We start from the raw sequence: 17,017 nt of genomic DNA, 5'->3' as shown, positions 1-17,017 counted from the left end.
TGCTGTATTTATTTTCTAATGAATTATTTAATAAAATAACTTTGTATTGTTCTTTGCGAAATAATTTCTTTTTACCAAATGACAAAAAAAGTAAAAATAACTTTGACTAACTTGCAGTTATGGAAGAATTTATAGAGTATATATTGCAATTTGGAAGTTTGAATCATCAGCAAATTGAATTGATTTCAAAGAAAGCTATTGTATTAGAAGTTAAAAAAGATGAATATTTCTCAGAGGCAGGCAAAGTTGCTCAGCAAGTTGGTTTTGTTTTAGATGGAATTATTCGCGTTTGTTATTACAATAATAAAGGAGAAGAAATCACAAAATATTTTATAGACGAAAATAATCTGGTAGTTGATATAGAGAGTTTTGACAATGATATTTGTTCCAATGCATATGTTCAGGCGATTACAGATTGTAAATTATTGGTTTTTTCAAAAAAAGACTGGAGAGAACTTTTGGATACTATTGTTGGTTGGGATGCTATGGTGCATAAGATTATTTCAAAAGCATTGAGACAAAAAGTAGAAAGAAGAAGTCCTTTGGTTTCAGAAGATGCAACCACAAGATATTTAATGTTTCTCAAAATTTATCCGAATGTTGTTAATCGAATTCCGTTATCTTATGTTGCTTCTTATTTAGGTATTACTCAATCTTCTTTAAGCCGAATTAGAAAAAATATACGTTAAATCGCTTTTTGCCAAATGGCAAATCATTTTGTTTTTAAAGGAATGACCTTTGTTTGATAATTTAAAATTAAGAGAAATGAAGACAGTATTAATTACAGGCGCAAATAGAAGCATAGGTTTAGAGTTAGTAAAAGAACTTTCAAAAAAAGGATTATTCGTTTATTTAGGAACTCGAGATCTTGAAAAGGGAAAGGCAGTAGTAAATGAGTTAAATAAGAATGGATTGCAAAACATTAAACCCATTCAAATTGATGTAACAAATCCGGCTTCAATTTTAGAGGCAAAAAATATTATCAAAAATGAACAAGGTAAATTAGATATCTTGATCAACAATGCAGGAATTAGTGGTGAATTTCCTCAAAGCGCCTTAGATACATCAATTGAGGCGATTCAGAATGTATTTGATACCAATTTCTTTGGTGTAATCAGCGTCACACAAGCATTTTTAGAATTGCTTAAAAAATCAGATAGTCCAAGAATTAGTAATATAACTTCAGGTCTTGGATCTTTAACCTTACATAGTGATCCAAATTGGAAGTACTATGATTTTAAAACAGCGGGTTACGGAACATCAAAGGCGGCTTTAAATGCATACACGATTGTGTTGGCTTATGAATTGAAGGATTTACCATTTAAAGTTAATGTAATTGATCCTGGTTACACTGCTACAGATTTTAATCATCATAATGGTCCCGGATCTGTAGAAAGTGCTGCTGATTTTATCATCAAGCATACACTTACAGATGAAAACGGACCTACAGGGCAATTTTTTAGTAATGATATAGAAGATGAGACTGGGATAAGTCCTTGGTAATAATCGTATCGATGAAATTTTAAAATTAGAAACCTTCAAAGTCATTGACTTTGAAGGTTTCTTTGTTGTGTGCCCAGCATGGGCGATAACTCTAGGGTGTAAGTCCCGAACACGCCTTTACAGTGGGAAGTGTTAGCTGAATGCAAGGGTGTCCATCGCGAGGTGGAATCTGAAGGAAGCAGTAGGCAAACTCTTGACCTGACGAACAGAAACTATATAAAAGGCCAAAGATGTTGGATAAGGTTGCAACACAAACTGAAGTCCAAAACTGTACGGAAACATCATGGTAAATATAGCAGGTATATGAGAGGAAAGTTGTCGTTCTTACCTGGGGAGGTCTTATAGACATAGGGGGAGTTTTTTTTTAAGAAAAGCATTTATGGATAACAATTGCTATAAGAAGTCAGCAGAGGTCATAGTAGGTACTGTAAATGAGTACCGAAGGACTGAACTTAATTAAGTGAGTAGTAAATGAATGTTACCTATGAAGGCACGAATGCAGAAAATATCAAGTAATTGATAACTACCTTGGAAAGGATAGGACGGAATCCGACAGCTACCAGGGAGTGCAGACCTTTATTGGGATAACTGAAAACAACCTCACGGAAGTACTTTAGGTTAGGTATCTATCTTAAAATGTATCGTAAATTAAGAACCGCCTTGGTACGGATCCGTATGCCGGGTGGTGTGGAAGGTCGCCTAGGGAATTAATCCCTAGGCTCCTATCCGATTTATTTCTTCTTTCTCAATGAAATAATTGTTTGCAGAATGACTGAAATCATTACAAAAAACAATCCAAGATAAAATGAGGTACTCATTTCTTTTCCTTCATTAAAAAATAGAAAAGCTAAAATAATAGCATAAATTGGTTCCAGATTAAAAGTAAGGTTGGTTGTAAAAGCAGGTATCTTTTTTAATGCTTCTGCAAATAAAACATAAAGCCCCACGGTACAAAATAAAGAAAGTAATATCAGATAAAAGAAGTCACTTCCGCTTGGAATTAAACTTTTAGCAGGAAAGTAAATGAGGTATAATGGCATTAAGATTCCCAGGCAGATCGTGCCGCCAATCATTTGGTAATAATTGATGATTTTGCTATCATAAGTTTTTACCAATCTTTCGTTAAAGATCGTATAAAGTGCAGCAAATGCCGAAGAGATGCATCCCAGCAAAATTCCTGTTTGATAAGAACTGTCAAAATGAAAGATAAGACTTATCCCAAACAGTGTTATTATACTAAAGATCAATTGAGAAAAAACAAGTTTGTTTTTATTGAGCAGCGGTTCAAAAATTGCTGTAAAAAAACTGGTTAAGCAATAACAAACGACACCAATAGAAATGTTGGAATATTTGATACTGGCATAAAAAAAGACCCAATGTATGGCTATAAAAACACCAATTTTGACAATATTTAGTTTTTCGCGTATGTTGATTTGAGCTAATGTTCTCGTCAGTTTTATAAGGAAAAATAAAATTATTGCAGAAAAAAAGGTTCTGTACCAGACTAAAAGTCCTTCATTAAGAGAAATGAGCTTACCGAAAATGCCGGTAAAACCCGAAAGTAATACAGCTAAGTGTAACTTTAGATAGGATTTATTCATGAAAATGGTCTGTCCGATATCGGACAAGATTTAATTAATTACTAGTTAAATATGAAGTACGCAAAAAACAGTTGATGTAATATCAACTTGCAACTTCATCTAATTTTAGAAAGAAATTAAACTCTTGGCGGAGGAAGACAACCTTTTCTATTCATTGTTTTTGTTTTTTCAAATTTATGAAAATTTGATTAGTACTTAACGTTTGGCAGCGATTTTTTCTCTGCGATAATTATTAATGCAATATTGTTGCGATAATTTGAATAATTGCTAACTTTGACACAAGTTGTATGAACAACGCGCAGAAATAAATAAAAAATAACATGGCAGAATTCTGGGAAGATAATTTTGTAGAGAAACAAGAAATGTGGGGGCTTGATCCGGCAAAATCAGCGATATTGGCGAAGAATTTGTTTGTTGAAAATTCAGTTAAGAATGTTTTGATTCCTGGAATTGGCTATGGCAGAAATGCACAAGTTTTTAGGGAAAATGGAATAACGGTAACGGGAATCGAAATATCAAGAACAGCTATTGAACTTGCAAGGAAGCATTACGGAGCTGATTTGAAAATTTTCCACGGTTCTGTAACGGATATGCCATTTGATAATGATCAATATGATGGCATATTTTGTTATGCTTTAATACATTTATTGAATAGTGATGAAAGAAAAAAACTGATTCAGGATTGCTATAATCAATTATCGGAAGATGGTTTTATGGTTTTTACAGTTATTACCAAAGAAGCTCAGACTTATGGCAAAGGTAAATTTATTAGCAAAGATCGATACGAAATATTCGATGGTGTAAAAATGTTTTTTTATGATAAAGAATCAGTTCGCGAAGAATTTGGTAAATTTGGATTGTTTGAGATTATGGAGCTTGATGAGAGTTTTCCGTTTTTTATGATTAAATGTAAAAAGATATAATTGTAGGAAAATATGCTTATATTGCAGAAAAATTAGATGAAATGGAAAGTATTGTAATCAGAAGAGCGAAGAAAGAGGAGCTGGAATGGATAAATTCTAAATATTCTCAAATTGATTTTGTTCATTCTAATTTTGAAAAGGAAATTATTGCTATTTCGGAACATAAAGGTGAAAGATGTAGTTTAGGCAGAATTGTAATTATTGACCAAAATAATTGCGAGCTAGGAGGAATGTTTCGTCAATTCGGTATTCGTTGATGAATTGAGTAAAGTTTTTATTCAAATTGTCATTAATAAACTGAGATAGTAATTGAGGGCGAATATTTAATTCTTTTGCAAAAATTGATAAAGTGAGGTCAGGATTAGTGTAAATTTTTCTAGTTTCAAAAAGTATATTGATTTGTTCCTGAATTTCCTTTACTAACTTTTCATCTATCTTGTTTACGTATTTTTCTTTGTTAATCACTGAAATTGATGATTTGTTTTTTGCATAATAAATAAGAAGCAAGGAAATGTAAAAACTGAAGGAAAAAGTCAAAGCGCCTGAAATATATGAAGTATATTTAGCTAAAGAATACGAAAGCCATATTGCAAAAACGCCGAAAATAACTGAGAGTATCCAAGTTTCATGATAGCTAATTTGGTTGCGATTAGTGGCTAGTTTCTTAAAAATTTGTTTGGCCTCATAGATGGATAATACAATAAAAAAGAACCATTGAATATTTATAAAGTAATAAATTATTCCTCTCCATATTGCAGGGTGCTCTTTATGTGGAAAAAGAAAACCAAAAACGATTATAGTTGTAATTAATAAAGTAAGACTGTATTTTGCAAAAGAGTAATTAAGATTTTGCAGTATTGATCTAACATAAAAATATAGTAAAGGACCAATTAAAAAACAAGCAGACAAGCCTATTTGTAAATACGTTTTTGACAACAGCGGATTAAAATTGTAGAATACTGATTTTCCTATTCTTATACTTAATGACAATAATAAAAGTCCAAGAAATAAATCAGATTTAGTTTTGTTGCGTTTGAATGATAAAAAATAAGAACTCAAAACAACACTATTAAAAACACCCAGAGCACTTAAAAAATAATAATATTTAGTTGTTAATATTCATCAATTATAAAATATAATTTCTTTTTAGGATTGTTTGCAGTTAACTTAAAGATACCCGCTAAAAATGGTCAGGTAAGTTTTTTACAATACTACATAAAAATATCAATATGGTAAGTACGTTTTTATGTATGTAGAATATTATTTTTTCAAGCAAAAGAAGAATGAATTTATAATTCCAGTAAAATAGAAGTTTTTAGTAGTGAATTTAGAGTAGCGAATAAATATAGATTTCTTCTTATTCAGATTTTCTAAATTTCAACTTTTGCACCTGGTCCGATAATTTTAGAAAAAAATAAAGACATAAAAAAAACTCCTTAATTTCTTAAGAAGTTTCTTGGTGGGCGATGAGGGGTTCGAACCCCCGACCCCCTCGGTGTAAACGAGGTGCTCTGAACCAGCTGAGCTAATCGCCCTATTTTACTAGGTTGCTATCGTTTGTGATTGCGAGTGCAAATATAAGCCACTTTTTCAGTTCTGCAAAGAAAACAAGCTAAAAATTTAAAGTTTTTTTAAAGTTTTTTCTATCTCGTTGTAATTGAATTTATTATAAAGGAATTTTTTTTGTCCTTTTTAGAATAATTTCAAGTTCTATTAGTTCAAAGGCAATTCGGCAACGACAAAAGTGCTTCCGCCAACATAAATAAAATCGTTTTGAGTTGCATTTTGTCTGGCAGCATCGAAAGCTTCTGACACAGAATTGTATTTCTCACCTAATAAACCATATTTTTTAGCCGCTTCTTTTAGAATTTCAGTATCTAAACCTCTTGACGAATCAGGTCTGCAAAAATAGTATTGTGCTTTTTTAGGAAAAAGCGGCAAGATAGAATCCAGGTCTTTGTCATTGACAACTCCCAGAACAATATGTAGAGTATCAAAAGTTTCTTTCTGAATCTGGTTCATTACAACCGCTAATCCGTGTTTATTATGTGCCGTATCACAAATAATTTTTGGGTTTTCGCCCAATTGCTGCCATCTTCCTTGTAAGCCGGTATTTTTTACAACATTCAATAAACCAGATTTTAGACTTTCGACTGAAACCTTAAATTCATTTTGAGAATTCAAAACTGCGATAGTTTGCTGAACCGTTTTTTTATTATGAAATTGATAATCCCCAATCAAATCAGAAGGAAAAACTTCTGAAATCAAATCCGATGCAAAATAAACAGGCGCATTGTTTTCTTGAGCTTTGGCTAAAAATACAGGCTGAGTTTCATCCGTATATTCACCAATTACAACAGGAACATTAGGTTTTATAATACCTGCTTTTTCGCCTGCAATAAGTGCGGGAGTATTACCTAAAAACTGAGTATGATCTAAATCGATGTTGGTAATAACAGCAACCAAAGGTGTAATAATATTTGTAGCATCTAATCTTCCGCCAAGACCAACTTCTATAATGGCAATATCTACTTTTTCAGCTGCAAAATAATCAAACGCAAGACCTACAGACATTTCGAAAAAACTCATGTCATTGGCCTCAAAAAAGTCTTTGTGTTTGGCGACAAATTCACACACAAAATCTTCTGAAATCTCTTGGCCATTGATTTTAATTCTTTCCCTGAAATCCTTTAAGTGGGGCGAAGTATACAACCCCACTTTATATCCCGCCTCTTGCAAAACCGAAGCCAACATATGCGAAGTTGATCCTTTGCCATTAGTTCCCGCAACATGAATGCATTTTAACTGGTTTTGCGGATTATCAAGATGTGCTGCCAATAGTTTAATATTGGTCAAATCTTCTTTATATGCCGAGGCGCCTTGAAGTTGATACATCGGGAGTTGATTGAACATCCAATTGGTAGTTTCCTGATAGTTCATGTATTTTATATAAAATAGTTGTTGATTGAAATAATTTTCGATTTTTTTAGTTTTATATTACAGCGAAAATTATCTTTATTGCAAATTTCAAATATTTTTTAGAATTAATTATTAAAAACAAGAATTAATATATGTTTAGTTTTATTCAATTACAAACAGATACAATTGCAAATGCCGCATCTAACGTAGTTATCGAAAAAATCGCACCAAATACTGAGATCTCGGTTTTAGGATTTATCTTAAAAGGAGGTTTTTTTCTGATCCCCATCGCTATATTATTATTCTACACTTTTTACGTTATTATAGAACGTTATCTATATATTAGTAAAGCTTCGAAAATTGATGCAAGATTAATGCAGGATGTAGGAGATAAACTGAACGACGGAAATATCGAATTGGCCAGAACTATTGTAGAAAGAAGCAATACTGCTGCCGCAAATATTCTGAAAGAAGGTGTTTTAGTGATCGGAAGACCAATTGCTGAGATTGAATCAAATATGGACCGTGCTGCCGATATTGAAATTGGTGAAATGGAACGACGCTTAGGTCACTTAGGTCTTATTGCCGGTATTGCGCCAACTCTGGGTTTTATTGGGACAATTTCCGGGGTAATTAAGATTTTTTACAGTATCTCAGTTACAGAGAATATTAGTATTGGAAACATTTCCGGAGGCTTATACGAAAAAATGATTAGTTCAGGATCAGGGCTTATTGTAGGTATTATCGCTTATAGTGCGTACCATTTACTAAACGGAAAAATTGATGATTTTGCTTTAAAAATTCAGAAACAAATATTAGAATTTGTCAATATAATTCAAAGATCATAAGGTATGTCTATTAAGAGAAAAAGAAGATTTCATGCCGAAGTGGCAACTTCATCCTTGAGTGATATTATGTTTTTCCTGCTGTTGTTTTTTCTTATTATCTCAACGCTTGCAAACCCTAATGTTATCAAAATGACTTTGCCTAAAGCGAAATCAAATGAAAAAACGAATAAACAACTGATCAGTTTGTCCGTTACCGAAGATAAAAAATTCTACATCGACAAAGAACCAGTTGACTTCGAAAATCTTGAAACTAGTTTAATGTCAAAAATAGGAGCAGACAAAGAGCAAACCGTTGTAGTTAGAATTCCGTTTAATTTGCAGGTACAGGATTTAGTTGATGTACTACAAATAGGAGTGAAGAATAACTTAAAGTTTGTGATTGCTACCAGTCCCAAGTAAAATGATCATTAGGGCGTGACCACAATAAAAAAATGGGCTAATCAGCATAACGTTGATTCGCTCATTTTTTTATTGCGGTCGGGCTATCCGGTCCGCCGCGGCGGATTCCTCCTATCCCTCACGCAAAAAGAAAGAGTATAGAATAAAGAGTATAGAGGAAAGAGTATAGAGGAAAGAGTATAGAGGAAAGAGTATAGAAGAAAGAGTATAGAAGAAAGAGTATAGAGGAAAGAGTATAGAGGAAAGAGTATAGAATAAAGAGTATAGAAGAAAGAGTAAAGAGAAGGGATTAAAGAAAAAGTAGCCATAGAGTATGTCATTTCGACCGGAGGGAGAAATCACACAAGAAACTCCGCAAAGAAAAGGTCAATCTTTGTCGATGAGTGCGATTTCTCCCTGCGGTTTAAATGACAAACTACACGAATAAAACATAAAAAAAAAGGCTTTCTGAAAATCATCAGAAAGCCTTTTTTTATGATTATCACAATTAGTGTGAATCAGTAAATTTGTGTTTTTAATCCAGGCTAAAATTATAAATAATCTTACCAACTTGTTTAGCAGGTGCATCAGCATCAGCGTCCCATTTGGTATTCATGGCCGCAATTTTTGCCTGATCCAGCAAACATCTTGCAGTGTTTGTCGTTCCTTTTATTCCAGGGGTTGCGCTGATTGTTTTTCCGTTTTGATCTACTGTAACTTCAACAACTACTTTTCCGGCTTCTTCACAAGTATATTTTGGTGCAGGTTTAGATAATGCTTTTCGTGTTCCTAGAGAGTATCCTGATCCGCCGCCAGAACCTCCGCCGCTTCCGGCTCCGTATCCGCTTCCTGTGCCAATGCCATTTCCGGTTCCGTTTCCGCCACCAGTTCCGCCACCGGAACCTCCGGTGCCATAATATCCGTTCGAGCTTAGACTTCCGCCTGCTTTTCCTTTATTTCCTGCTGCCTTATCATCTCCATCACCGCCTTTGTTAGATCCTTTTAAGATGCTTGATAAAGCATCGTTTGTAGAGTTCGAAACTTTAGGCTTTTCAGGAACAGGTTTAGCCTCAGGTTTTACGACAGGTGTTGCTTTTTTAGGTTTTTCTTTCGTCGGAATAACAACATCGTTATTATCGTCTGCTGTATTTTCCTGAGTTATAATAGCTTCGTCCGGAGTCGATTTTGCAGGAGCTTGTTTAGTTTCGTTTTTCACATTCAAAACTTCGCTTTTATAGTTTGCTCCAGAGCCTAAATCGCTGTCTCCAAAGTTTACCGTTACGCCACCACCGCCACCGCCAGAAGCAAGTGCAGCATTGTTTTCCGGATTATATGGAGGCCAAAAACGGATAAAAAATAAAAGCAATAATAAGACAGCATATATTGCTGTAGATATTAATAAAGATTTCTTTTTATCTGAAGAATCTGTAAAAGTCATTTTGATTCTGAGTTTTGTAATAGTATTTAATAAAAACGTTTAAAAGTAGTAAAAATTGTTTAGAAACAAAGAGGTAATTTAACCGCAAAGCCCGCAAAGAGTTTACGCAAGGGGCGCTAATTTATTTGTCGCAAAGCCGCGAAGTCGTAAAGTTTTCCTTTTTTAAGTTTTTCTTTGCGACTTCACGGCTTTTCGTGATTAAAAAAAAGCTTTGCGAACCTTGCGTAAACCCTTGCTTCCTTTGCGGTTAAACAAAAAAACGAGCCAAATAATTTAGCTCGTTTTAGAATAAAAGTATAAAGAAAATTATACTAATTGTTTCAATGCAATCTCAAAAGCTGTTGCACTGATATTTGTTTTTGATGGATTTAAAGCGTGAGCTTTTACAATCGCATTTTTTATAGTTTCTGACGTATCATTAAAAATAGCCTCATCGGTCATTTGAACTTTTTTCTCCATAAAATAAGCAAAAACCCTTGCCATTCCGCAATTTGAAATAAAATCCGGAATCAAACTTACCTTATGATCTACTTCTTCCATGATCGAACCAAAGAAAATTTCCTTGTCAGCAAAAGGAACATTCGCACCACAAGAAATTACTTCTAGTCCGTTTGCGATTAAACTATCGATTTGAGTTTGTTGTACCAATCTTGAAGCCGCACAAGGTGTGAAAATTTCAGCACCAATAGTCCATATTTTTGAGTTGATTTCTTCAAAAGGAATCATGTTATCGGCAACTAATTTGTTTCCGTCCTTATTAAGGAATAAAGTTTTAATTTCTTCAAAAGAAAAACCTTCTTCCTTGATTAATCCACCATCACGATCGATAATCCCGATCACTTTTGCACCCATTTCGGCTAAGTAAAAAGCAGCTGCAGAACCTACGTTTCCAAAACCTTGTACGATAGCTTTTTTACCTTTGATGTCGCCGCCGTATGTTGCATAAAAATGACGAACCGCTTCGGCAACGCCATAACCGGTAATCATATCGGCAACAGTATATTTTCTGGTTACATCAGGAGAGAATTTAGGGTTTTCGATTACCTTGATAACACCTTGGCGTAACTGACCAATTCTATTGATTTTGTCTGCTTCAGTTGGTTTAAAGTGTCCGTTGAAAACACCTTCCTGCGGATGCCATACACCACATTCTTCTGTCATTGGAATAACTTCGTGAATTTCATCAACATTCAAATCCCCACCAGTTCCGTAGTAACTTTTTAATAATGGCGAAACCGCTTTGTACCAACGTTGTAAAACTCCTTTTTTACGAGGATCATTCGGATCAAAATTAATTCCGGATTTTGCACCTCCAATTGCAGGTCCCGAAACTGAAAATTTTACTTCCATAGTTTTGGCCAATGATAAAACTTCATTCATATCCAAGCCTTTTCTCATTCTTGTTCCTCCACCTGCAGCTCCTCCACGAAGTGAATTAATAACAGTCCAACCTTCAGCTTCTGTCTCAGAATCTTTCCAGTTAAAAACAATTTCAGGTGGTTTATTTTCAAATTGCTGTAATAAATCTTTCATTTTAATGAGATATGTTTAGTTTGTGTAAAAGTATGAAATAGAATAATGCGAATAATGTATTTCAGCTCAATTTTTATTAAACAAAAAAAGAAAGCCGAAAACAGTGCGTTTTCGGCTTTAAATATATTTTTTAAGACTGAGAATTTATATCCCCAGTAAATGTTTTTTCAAAGTTTCATCTACCGGTTTGTTGGAAAGCCAGATTCCGAATAATGCTTTTTTGAAATCAAATCCGGGAATTTTTCCTTTTAAAACTTCATTTTTATAAACATTGATAGTTTGATCAAGTGGATTGTATCCTAAAATAAACACATCTTTTTCTGTAATAGGATCGCTCAAAAATGTTTTAAACTCTTCTATTCTGGGTCTTAATTCCTGGAGATTGCTTCCTGCTGATTTTTCGAAACCACTATTCATTGCTTTGGTTAATTTATTTGATGAAACCATCGATGATGTGATTTCAATTCTAATCGCCATTTCGGTATCGCTATCAATAATAAATTCCGGATCCTGACTTAATTGAGATAAATATAATGCCTGCACATAAACTTCGAGCCACATTTTAGATCTTCCTCCGGCTCCGTTAAGCTGTAAAGTTTTGTTTTGAAATTCAATTTTTCTTGGAACTGTAACTCCGTTTACATCCAATTGGGTTTGCGCAAAAGTAGTAGAAAATTGCAAGCTTAAAAGTAGAGTGAGTAAAAGTGTAATTTTTTTCATGTTCTGTTAATTTTGTAATTTTTAGGTAAAAATAATAGTAAATTATCAATTTATCTTTCAAATTAAACATGTTTTTTTACTCTGTGCCTTGTTTTTTTAGAACGTATTGTATTAACAATCAATTTAGTAAGAGTTGGTTTACGTAGTTTTACCTGTTTTGCGATTTATTTACTTCTTTTTAGGCTACAGACCTGCTGTACTTTAAGTTTTGAGTCACTTTTACCTGTATTTATATTCTTAAATTTTACAGAAAACATTGCAAACTTATCGTCACTATTGCTAAATTTCATAATAATTACGAAAACGATATCGCAATTGTTGCTGATCCCTTAAAATTATATGCATGCATTGTTAATTTCACATTTAAAAATTATCTTTGAGAGCCTTTTTCAAGGAAATAAAAACAATTCAAAAAACAAAAACAACCATCGTCTAAACAGGAATATTCTGAAATTTGGTTTAGAGGAATAATTAAATAATATAACTATGGATTTCAATCTTACCGAAGAACATTTAATGATTCAACAAGCCGCGAGAGATTTTGCTCAAAACGAATTGTTACCAGGTGTTATTGAGCGTGACGAAAAACAAATTTTTCCGACTGAGCAAGTAAAAAAAATGGGACAATTAGGTTTCATGGGAATGATGGTTGATCCTAAATACGGAGGTAGTGGTTTAGATGCGATTTCGTACGTAATTGCTATGGAAGAAATTTCTAAAGTAGATGCATCTGCTTCTGTAGTGATGTCTGTAAACAACTCATTAGTTTGTTGGGGTTTACAGGAATTTGGAACTGAAGAACAAAAACAAAAATATTTACCGGGTTTAGCCTCCGGTGAAATTCACGGAGCATTTTGCTTAAGTGAGCCGGAAGCAGGTAGTGATGCAACTTCTCAAAAAACCACTGCGGTAGACATGGGAGATCACTATATTGTAAACGGAACAAAAAACTGGATTACCAACGGAAATACAGCGTCAGTTTATTTGGTGATTGCTCAAACGCATCCGGAATTAAAGCATAAAGGAATCAATGCTTTGATCATGACCAAAGATATGCCGGGTTTTGCTATTGGACCAAAAGAGCAAAAAATGGGAATTCGTGGTTCTGATACGCACTCTTTAATGTTTAGTGATGTAAAGGTTCCTAAAGAAAACAGAATTGGAGAAGATGGTTTCGGATTCAAGTTTGCAATGAAAACACTTGCAGGCGGACGTATCGGGATTGCATCTCAGGCTTTAGGAATTGCTTCCGGAGCTTATGAGTTAGCTTTAAAATATTCTAAAGAGCGTAAATCTTTTGGAACTGAAATCTGTAACCATCAGGCGATTGCTTTTAAATTGGCTGATATGGCAGTAAATATCGAAGCAGCGCGTCATTTGTGTATGAAAGCGGCCTGGGATAAAGACCAACATAAAAACTATGATGTAAGTGGTGCAATGGCAAAATTGTTTGCTTCACAAGTAGCAATGGACACCTCTATTGAAGCGGTTCAGATTCATGGAGGAAATGGTTATGTAAAAGAATATCATGTAGAACGTTTTATGCGTGATGCAAAAATTACTCAGATCTACGAAGGAACTTCTGAAATTCAGAAAATAGTAATTTCCAGATCAGTTATTGCAGGATAAATTTCCTTACAAAATATATTTTTTAAACCCTTTCAGGCCTTTAGCTTTGAAAGGGTTTATTGTTTAGAGGCTAAAATTGCTACATTTACATATAGAAAATTTACTTTATGTACGAAGATTTAAAATACTGGTACTTGCGGGATCATAAATTGTTCAGAACTTTGAGTTATTCTCAGATCAAACAATTGTGCATTATTACAGGTTTTAAAAAAGCTTCGAAAGGTGAGATTATTTATTTCTCTACTTCAGATGTGCCTCGTATATTTTTACTTAAAAAAGGCAATATCAAGATTGTTGCAATTGATGATGATGGAAACGAAACCATAAAAGATATTATCCAGAAGGGAGATTTGTTTGGCGAACTAACTTTAGAATCTGACAATAAAAATGAAGAGTACGCAAAAGTACTTTCAGATGATGTTGCAATCTGTAGTTTTCTAATGTCTGATTTTGAAGATTTATTGCTTAGAAACCCAACTTTGGCGCTTTCGTATACCAAGTTTGTGGGTTTAAAAATGAAACGCATCAAAAACAGTTATGCTAACTTAATCTCTAAAGATGCCAAAACCAGACTCTATCAATTTCTAAAAGATTGGGCAGAGCAAGAAGGTGTTCGAGATGGAAATGCAGTTACCATAGAAAACTATTTGACCCAAAATGATATTGCTCAAATTATTTGCACCTCAAGACAAACCGCTACGCAAATGTTGAATGAAATGGAAACTAAAAATCTTTTAAGTTATAACAGAAAAGAAATCATGATTCCGGATATTACCAAAATTTAATTATTTTGAGCTAAGTGTAACTTAGCCGACATTTTGCTTTTTCATAGTGCAATAATTTTACATCATCAAAAAGATGTAAAATATTAAATTATGAAAAAATTACTTTTTATTGTTTTAGCAGCAATAACTTCCGTTGCTAATTCTCAGAACGCGATTGCTAAATCTGCGACTGATATGGCTCCTTTATTGATAGGAGAGAAGATTCCAAGCCTTACTTTAAAATCATCTGAAAACACAGCTGTAAATATTTCAGATTTACTTAAAAAGAAAAAGACAGTTCTTGTTTTTTATCGTGGTGGCTGGTGTCCGTATTGTAATGCCCATTTGCAAGCTTTGGCCGAAGCCGAAAAAGAAATCCTTGATCTGGGATATCAAATTATTGCCATAAGTCCTGATGCTCCCGAGAACTTAAAAATTACAGGAGAAAAGGATAAGGTAAACTATACCTTGCTTTCTGACTCAAAAGGAGAATTAATAAAAGCTTTAGGTATTGCTTTTGAAGCCCCTGAAAACTATAAATCCGTAATTAACGTACATTCTAATGGAGTCAATACGAGTTTGTTACCTGTTCCTTCAGTTTTTGTAGTAAACCCTGAAAGTGAGATTTTATTCGAATATATTTCTCCTGATTTTAAGCATCGTATTACAAACGAATTACTTGTTTCTGTATTAAAAACCTTCAAATAAAATAAGATGAAAAAGCTAGTATTATTTGTATTGATTTTGATTTCAGCTATTTCATTTGCCCAGAACGATGCAAAACGACTTGATCAATACAATCTGGAAAATAAAGTTGCAATTCAGGGTTATGACCCGGTTGGGTATTTTAACAAAGGAAAAGCAATTAAAGGAAAAAAAGAATTATCTACATCTTATCAAGGCGTGGTTTATAAATTTTCATCAAGCCAAAATAAAGAGACATTCTTAAAAAATCCTTCAAAATATGAACCTCAATACGGAGGATGGTGCGCTTATGCAATGGGAAGTGCAGGAGAAAAAGTCGAGATAAATCCGGAGACTTTCAAGATTATCGACGGTAAACTTTATCTGTTTTACAATGCTTATTTCAATAACACGCTAAAAAGCTGGAATAAAGACGAAACCAATTTGAAGTCTAAAGCAGATAATAACTGGAAAAAAACATATAAATAAAGGTGCCATGAAAACTGAAAAAATAGCATGGGTTTTAAGAATCACAGCTGCAGCAATTTTATTGCAAACACTATTTTTTAAATTCAGCGGAGCACCGGAAAGTATTTATATTTTTTCGACTCTCGGGATAGAACCTTACGGAAGAATTGGTTCCGGAATAGCCGAGCTTATTGCGGCGATTTTAATTTTGATTCCCAGAACAACCTGGATCGGTGCTTTGGGCGGATCCGGAATAATGACCGGAGCTATTTTATCGCATTTGTTTGTGTTAGGAATACAGGTCAAAAATGACGGAGGACTTTTATTCTCCCTGGCGGTTATTACCTTATCATGCTGCTTAGGATTGCTTTACTTCAATAAAAATAAATTATTTAATCTTCTAAAATTCAAATAGCCATGTTACTAAAATCAATACGTTACAGTTTAGATGAATTAATTTATCTTCTGGATCAGTTGTCTGATAAAGAGTATTCGAAATCTTGCGAAGCTTTAAGCGGTGCAACGATTGGAGAGCACACAAGACATATTCTTGAAATGTTTCAATGTCTTGAAAACGGTTATGAAAATGGTATTTTAAATTATGATAATCGAGAAAGAAACATACAAATTCAAACAGAAACCGAGTTTGCAAAACAATGCATAATTCAAGTAAAAACGGGATTAAAAAGCGAAAACAAAACTATTTATTTAGAACAAATAATAGACGGACTTGCCATCAGGATTCAAAGTAGTTACTATAGAGAATTATTGTATAATCTGGAGCATTGCATTCATCATCAGGCTTTGATAAAAGTGGCCGTTTTGCAATTTGGCAATATTTCGATTAATGAGAATTTTGGCGTAGCGCGCTCTACAATAGAATATAGAAAACAATGTGTACAGTAAGTTATATCAATACTAACGGAGTTGTAATTATGACTTCAAACCGGGATGAAAAAGTAATTCGTCCGGCGGCAATTGCACCAAGAAATTATTATCTAAACGGTAAAAATATTACCTATCCCAAAGATCCAAAAGCAGGAGGAACCTGGTTTGCGATAGACGAGTTTGGAAATGCTCTGGTTCTTTTGAATGGTGGAATTGTAAAGCACAATCCGCAGTTTTCTTATCGAAAAAGTCGTGGGTTAATTGCTTTAGACATTATTTCGGATCCTTCGCCAAAAGATTTTTGGCAACAGATTAATTTAGATAACATTGAGCCTTTTACATTGGTTTTGTATCAAAAATTAAAATTGTATGAATTGATTTGGGATGGTTCCGAAAAAAGAACAACACAATTAGATGAAAGTAAAAACCATATTTGGTCATCAGTTACTTTATATTCAGAAAAAGTTCGAAAAGAAAGGGCTTCCTGGTTTGTTGATTTTTTGCAGGATCGAAATGAAGTTTCAGCTTTAGAAATGTTGAGTTTTCATCAGAACACCAAACAGGAAGATACTGAAAACGGTTTGGTTATTAATCGCGAAAATACATTAAAAACGTTAAGTGTCACACAGGTTATAATTGAACAAAATAAAGGAACAATGCAGTATTATGATTTGGTAAAGGCGCAAGATTTTTCGACCTCTTTTATTAGTATTTAAATAAA

At 33.6% G+C, this 17,017-nt stretch carries 18 protein-coding genes and 1 tRNA gene; 12 read left to right on the top strand and 7 right to left on the bottom strand.

Annotated elements, in window-relative coordinates; translation table 11 throughout:
* Nucleotides 1-119: 119 nt before the first annotated feature.
* Entirely contained in the window at nucleotides 120-689 is a 570-nt protein-coding gene (locus tag QLQ94_RS02385) for a Crp/Fnr family transcriptional regulator (RefSeq protein WP_427403141.1), read from the top strand.
* Nucleotides 690-765: 76 nt separating this feature from the next.
* On the top strand, nucleotides 766-1,503 hold the full coding sequence (locus QLQ94_RS02380) for an SDR family oxidoreductase (RefSeq protein ID WP_427403140.1): 738 nt from the start codon (nucleotides 766-768) through the stop codon (nucleotides 1,501-1,503).
* A gap of 731 nt (nucleotides 1,504-2,234) precedes the next feature.
* On the opposite strand, the gene QLQ94_RS02375 is transcribed toward QLQ94_RS02380, so the two are convergent.
* Nucleotides 2,235-3,104, bottom strand: coding sequence for a DMT family transporter (locus QLQ94_RS02375; RefSeq protein ID WP_482499109.1), 870 nt, complete (start codon nucleotides 3,102-3,104; stop codon nucleotides 2,235-2,237).
* A gap of 320 nt (nucleotides 3,105-3,424) precedes the next feature.
* Here QLQ94_RS02375 and QLQ94_RS02370 point away from each other — a divergent pair, with 320 nt between their 5' ends.
* On the top strand, nucleotides 3,425-4,027 hold the full coding sequence (locus QLQ94_RS02370; protein WP_271338719.1) for a class I SAM-dependent methyltransferase: 603 nt from the start codon (nucleotides 3,425-3,427) through the stop codon (nucleotides 4,025-4,027).
* 198 nt (nucleotides 4,028-4,225) lie between these two features.
* Here the strand turns inward: QLQ94_RS02370 and QLQ94_RS02365 are convergent, their stop codons facing one another.
* The 3 genes from QLQ94_RS02365 to QLQ94_RS02355 form a co-directional block, all read right to left on the bottom strand.
* Entirely contained in the window at nucleotides 4,226-5,086 is an 861-nt protein-coding gene (locus QLQ94_RS02365) for a hypothetical protein (protein ID WP_427401704.1), read from the bottom strand.
* Nucleotides 5,087-5,484: 398 nt separating this feature from the next.
* A tRNA-Val gene (locus QLQ94_RS02360) sits at nucleotides 5,485-5,562 on the bottom strand.
* Nucleotides 5,563-5,740: 178 nt separating this feature from the next.
* Nucleotides 5,741-6,967, bottom strand: a complete 1,227-nt coding sequence (locus tag QLQ94_RS02355; RefSeq protein WP_271338721.1) for a bifunctional folylpolyglutamate synthase/dihydrofolate synthase — start codon at nucleotides 6,965-6,967, stop codon at nucleotides 5,741-5,743.
* A gap of 131 nt (nucleotides 6,968-7,098) precedes the next feature.
* Here QLQ94_RS02355 and QLQ94_RS02350 point away from each other — a divergent pair, with 131 nt between their 5' ends.
* Both QLQ94_RS02350 and QLQ94_RS02345 read left to right on the top strand, forming a co-directional pair.
* The gene (locus QLQ94_RS02350) at nucleotides 7,099-7,794 is read left to right on the top strand and encodes a MotA/TolQ/ExbB proton channel family protein (protein WP_271338722.1); all 696 of its coding nucleotides are present in this window, start codon (nucleotides 7,099-7,101) and stop codon (nucleotides 7,792-7,794) included.
* A gap of 3 nt (nucleotides 7,795-7,797) precedes the next feature.
* Nucleotides 7,798-8,193 carry an ExbD/TolR family protein gene (locus QLQ94_RS02345; RefSeq protein WP_026983008.1) on the top strand — a complete coding sequence of 132 codons (396 nt, stop codon included), beginning with the start codon at nucleotides 7,798-7,800 and terminating at the stop codon, nucleotides 8,191-8,193.
* A gap of 514 nt (nucleotides 8,194-8,707) precedes the next feature.
* On the opposite strand, the gene QLQ94_RS02340 is transcribed toward QLQ94_RS02345, so the two are convergent.
* From QLQ94_RS02340 to QLQ94_RS02330, 3 genes are all read right to left on the bottom strand, one after another.
* Nucleotides 8,708-9,610 carry an energy transducer TonB gene (locus QLQ94_RS02340; RefSeq protein ID WP_271334544.1) on the bottom strand — a complete coding sequence of 301 codons (903 nt, stop codon included), beginning with the start codon at nucleotides 9,608-9,610 and terminating at the stop codon, nucleotides 8,708-8,710.
* Between the two features lie 306 nt (nucleotides 9,611-9,916).
* The gene (locus tag QLQ94_RS02335) at nucleotides 9,917-11,143 is read right to left on the bottom strand and encodes a Glu/Leu/Phe/Val dehydrogenase dimerization domain-containing protein (RefSeq protein WP_271334545.1); all 1,227 of its coding nucleotides are present in this window, start codon (nucleotides 11,141-11,143) and stop codon (nucleotides 9,917-9,919) included.
* Nucleotides 11,144-11,287: 144 nt separating this feature from the next.
* Nucleotides 11,288-11,863, bottom strand: a complete 576-nt coding sequence (locus tag QLQ94_RS02330; protein WP_271334546.1) for a chalcone isomerase family protein — start codon at nucleotides 11,861-11,863, stop codon at nucleotides 11,288-11,290.
* A 486-nt stretch (nucleotides 11,864-12,349) separates the two neighbouring features.
* Here QLQ94_RS02330 and QLQ94_RS02325 point away from each other — a divergent pair, with 486 nt between their 5' ends.
* The 7 genes from QLQ94_RS02325 to QLQ94_RS02295 all read left to right on the top strand — a co-directional run bounded on the left by QLQ94_RS02325 (nucleotide 12,350) and on the right by QLQ94_RS02295 (nucleotide 17,012).
* Entirely contained in the window at nucleotides 12,350-13,492 is a 1,143-nt protein-coding gene (locus QLQ94_RS02325) for an acyl-CoA dehydrogenase (protein WP_271334547.1), read from the top strand.
* 107 nt (nucleotides 13,493-13,599) lie between these two features.
* Nucleotides 13,600-14,277 carry a Crp/Fnr family transcriptional regulator gene (locus QLQ94_RS02320; protein WP_482499105.1) on the top strand — a complete coding sequence of 226 codons (678 nt, stop codon included), beginning with the start codon at nucleotides 13,600-13,602 and terminating at the stop codon, nucleotides 14,275-14,277.
* Nucleotides 14,278-14,367: 90 nt separating this feature from the next.
* Entirely contained in the window at nucleotides 14,368-14,964 is a 597-nt protein-coding gene (locus tag QLQ94_RS02315) for a peroxiredoxin-like family protein (protein WP_482499104.1), read from the top strand.
* Nucleotides 14,965-14,970: 6 nt separating this feature from the next.
* Complete coding sequence (locus QLQ94_RS02310; RefSeq protein WP_482499102.1) at nucleotides 14,971-15,429, top strand: YHS domain-containing (seleno)protein; 459 nt, start codon at nucleotides 14,971-14,973, stop codon at nucleotides 15,427-15,429.
* Nucleotides 15,430-15,436: 7 nt separating this feature from the next.
* Entirely contained in the window at nucleotides 15,437-15,823 is a 387-nt protein-coding gene (locus QLQ94_RS02305; protein WP_271334551.1) for a DoxX family protein, read from the top strand.
* Nucleotides 15,824-15,825: 2 nt separating this feature from the next.
* Entirely contained in the window at nucleotides 15,826-16,314 is a 489-nt protein-coding gene (locus QLQ94_RS02300; protein WP_271334552.1) for a DinB family protein, read from the top strand.
* Nucleotides 16,302-17,012, top strand: a complete 711-nt coding sequence (locus QLQ94_RS02295; RefSeq protein ID WP_271334553.1) for an NRDE family protein — start codon at nucleotides 16,302-16,304, stop codon at nucleotides 17,010-17,012. Before QLQ94_RS02300 ends, QLQ94_RS02295 begins: the two co-directional genes overlap by 13 nt.
* Nucleotides 17,013-17,017: the final 5 nt, after the last annotated feature.

This window comes from Flavobacterium sp. B114r (assembly GCF_056824125.1).
This window is presented reverse-complemented; position numbering and strand designations above follow the sequence as displayed.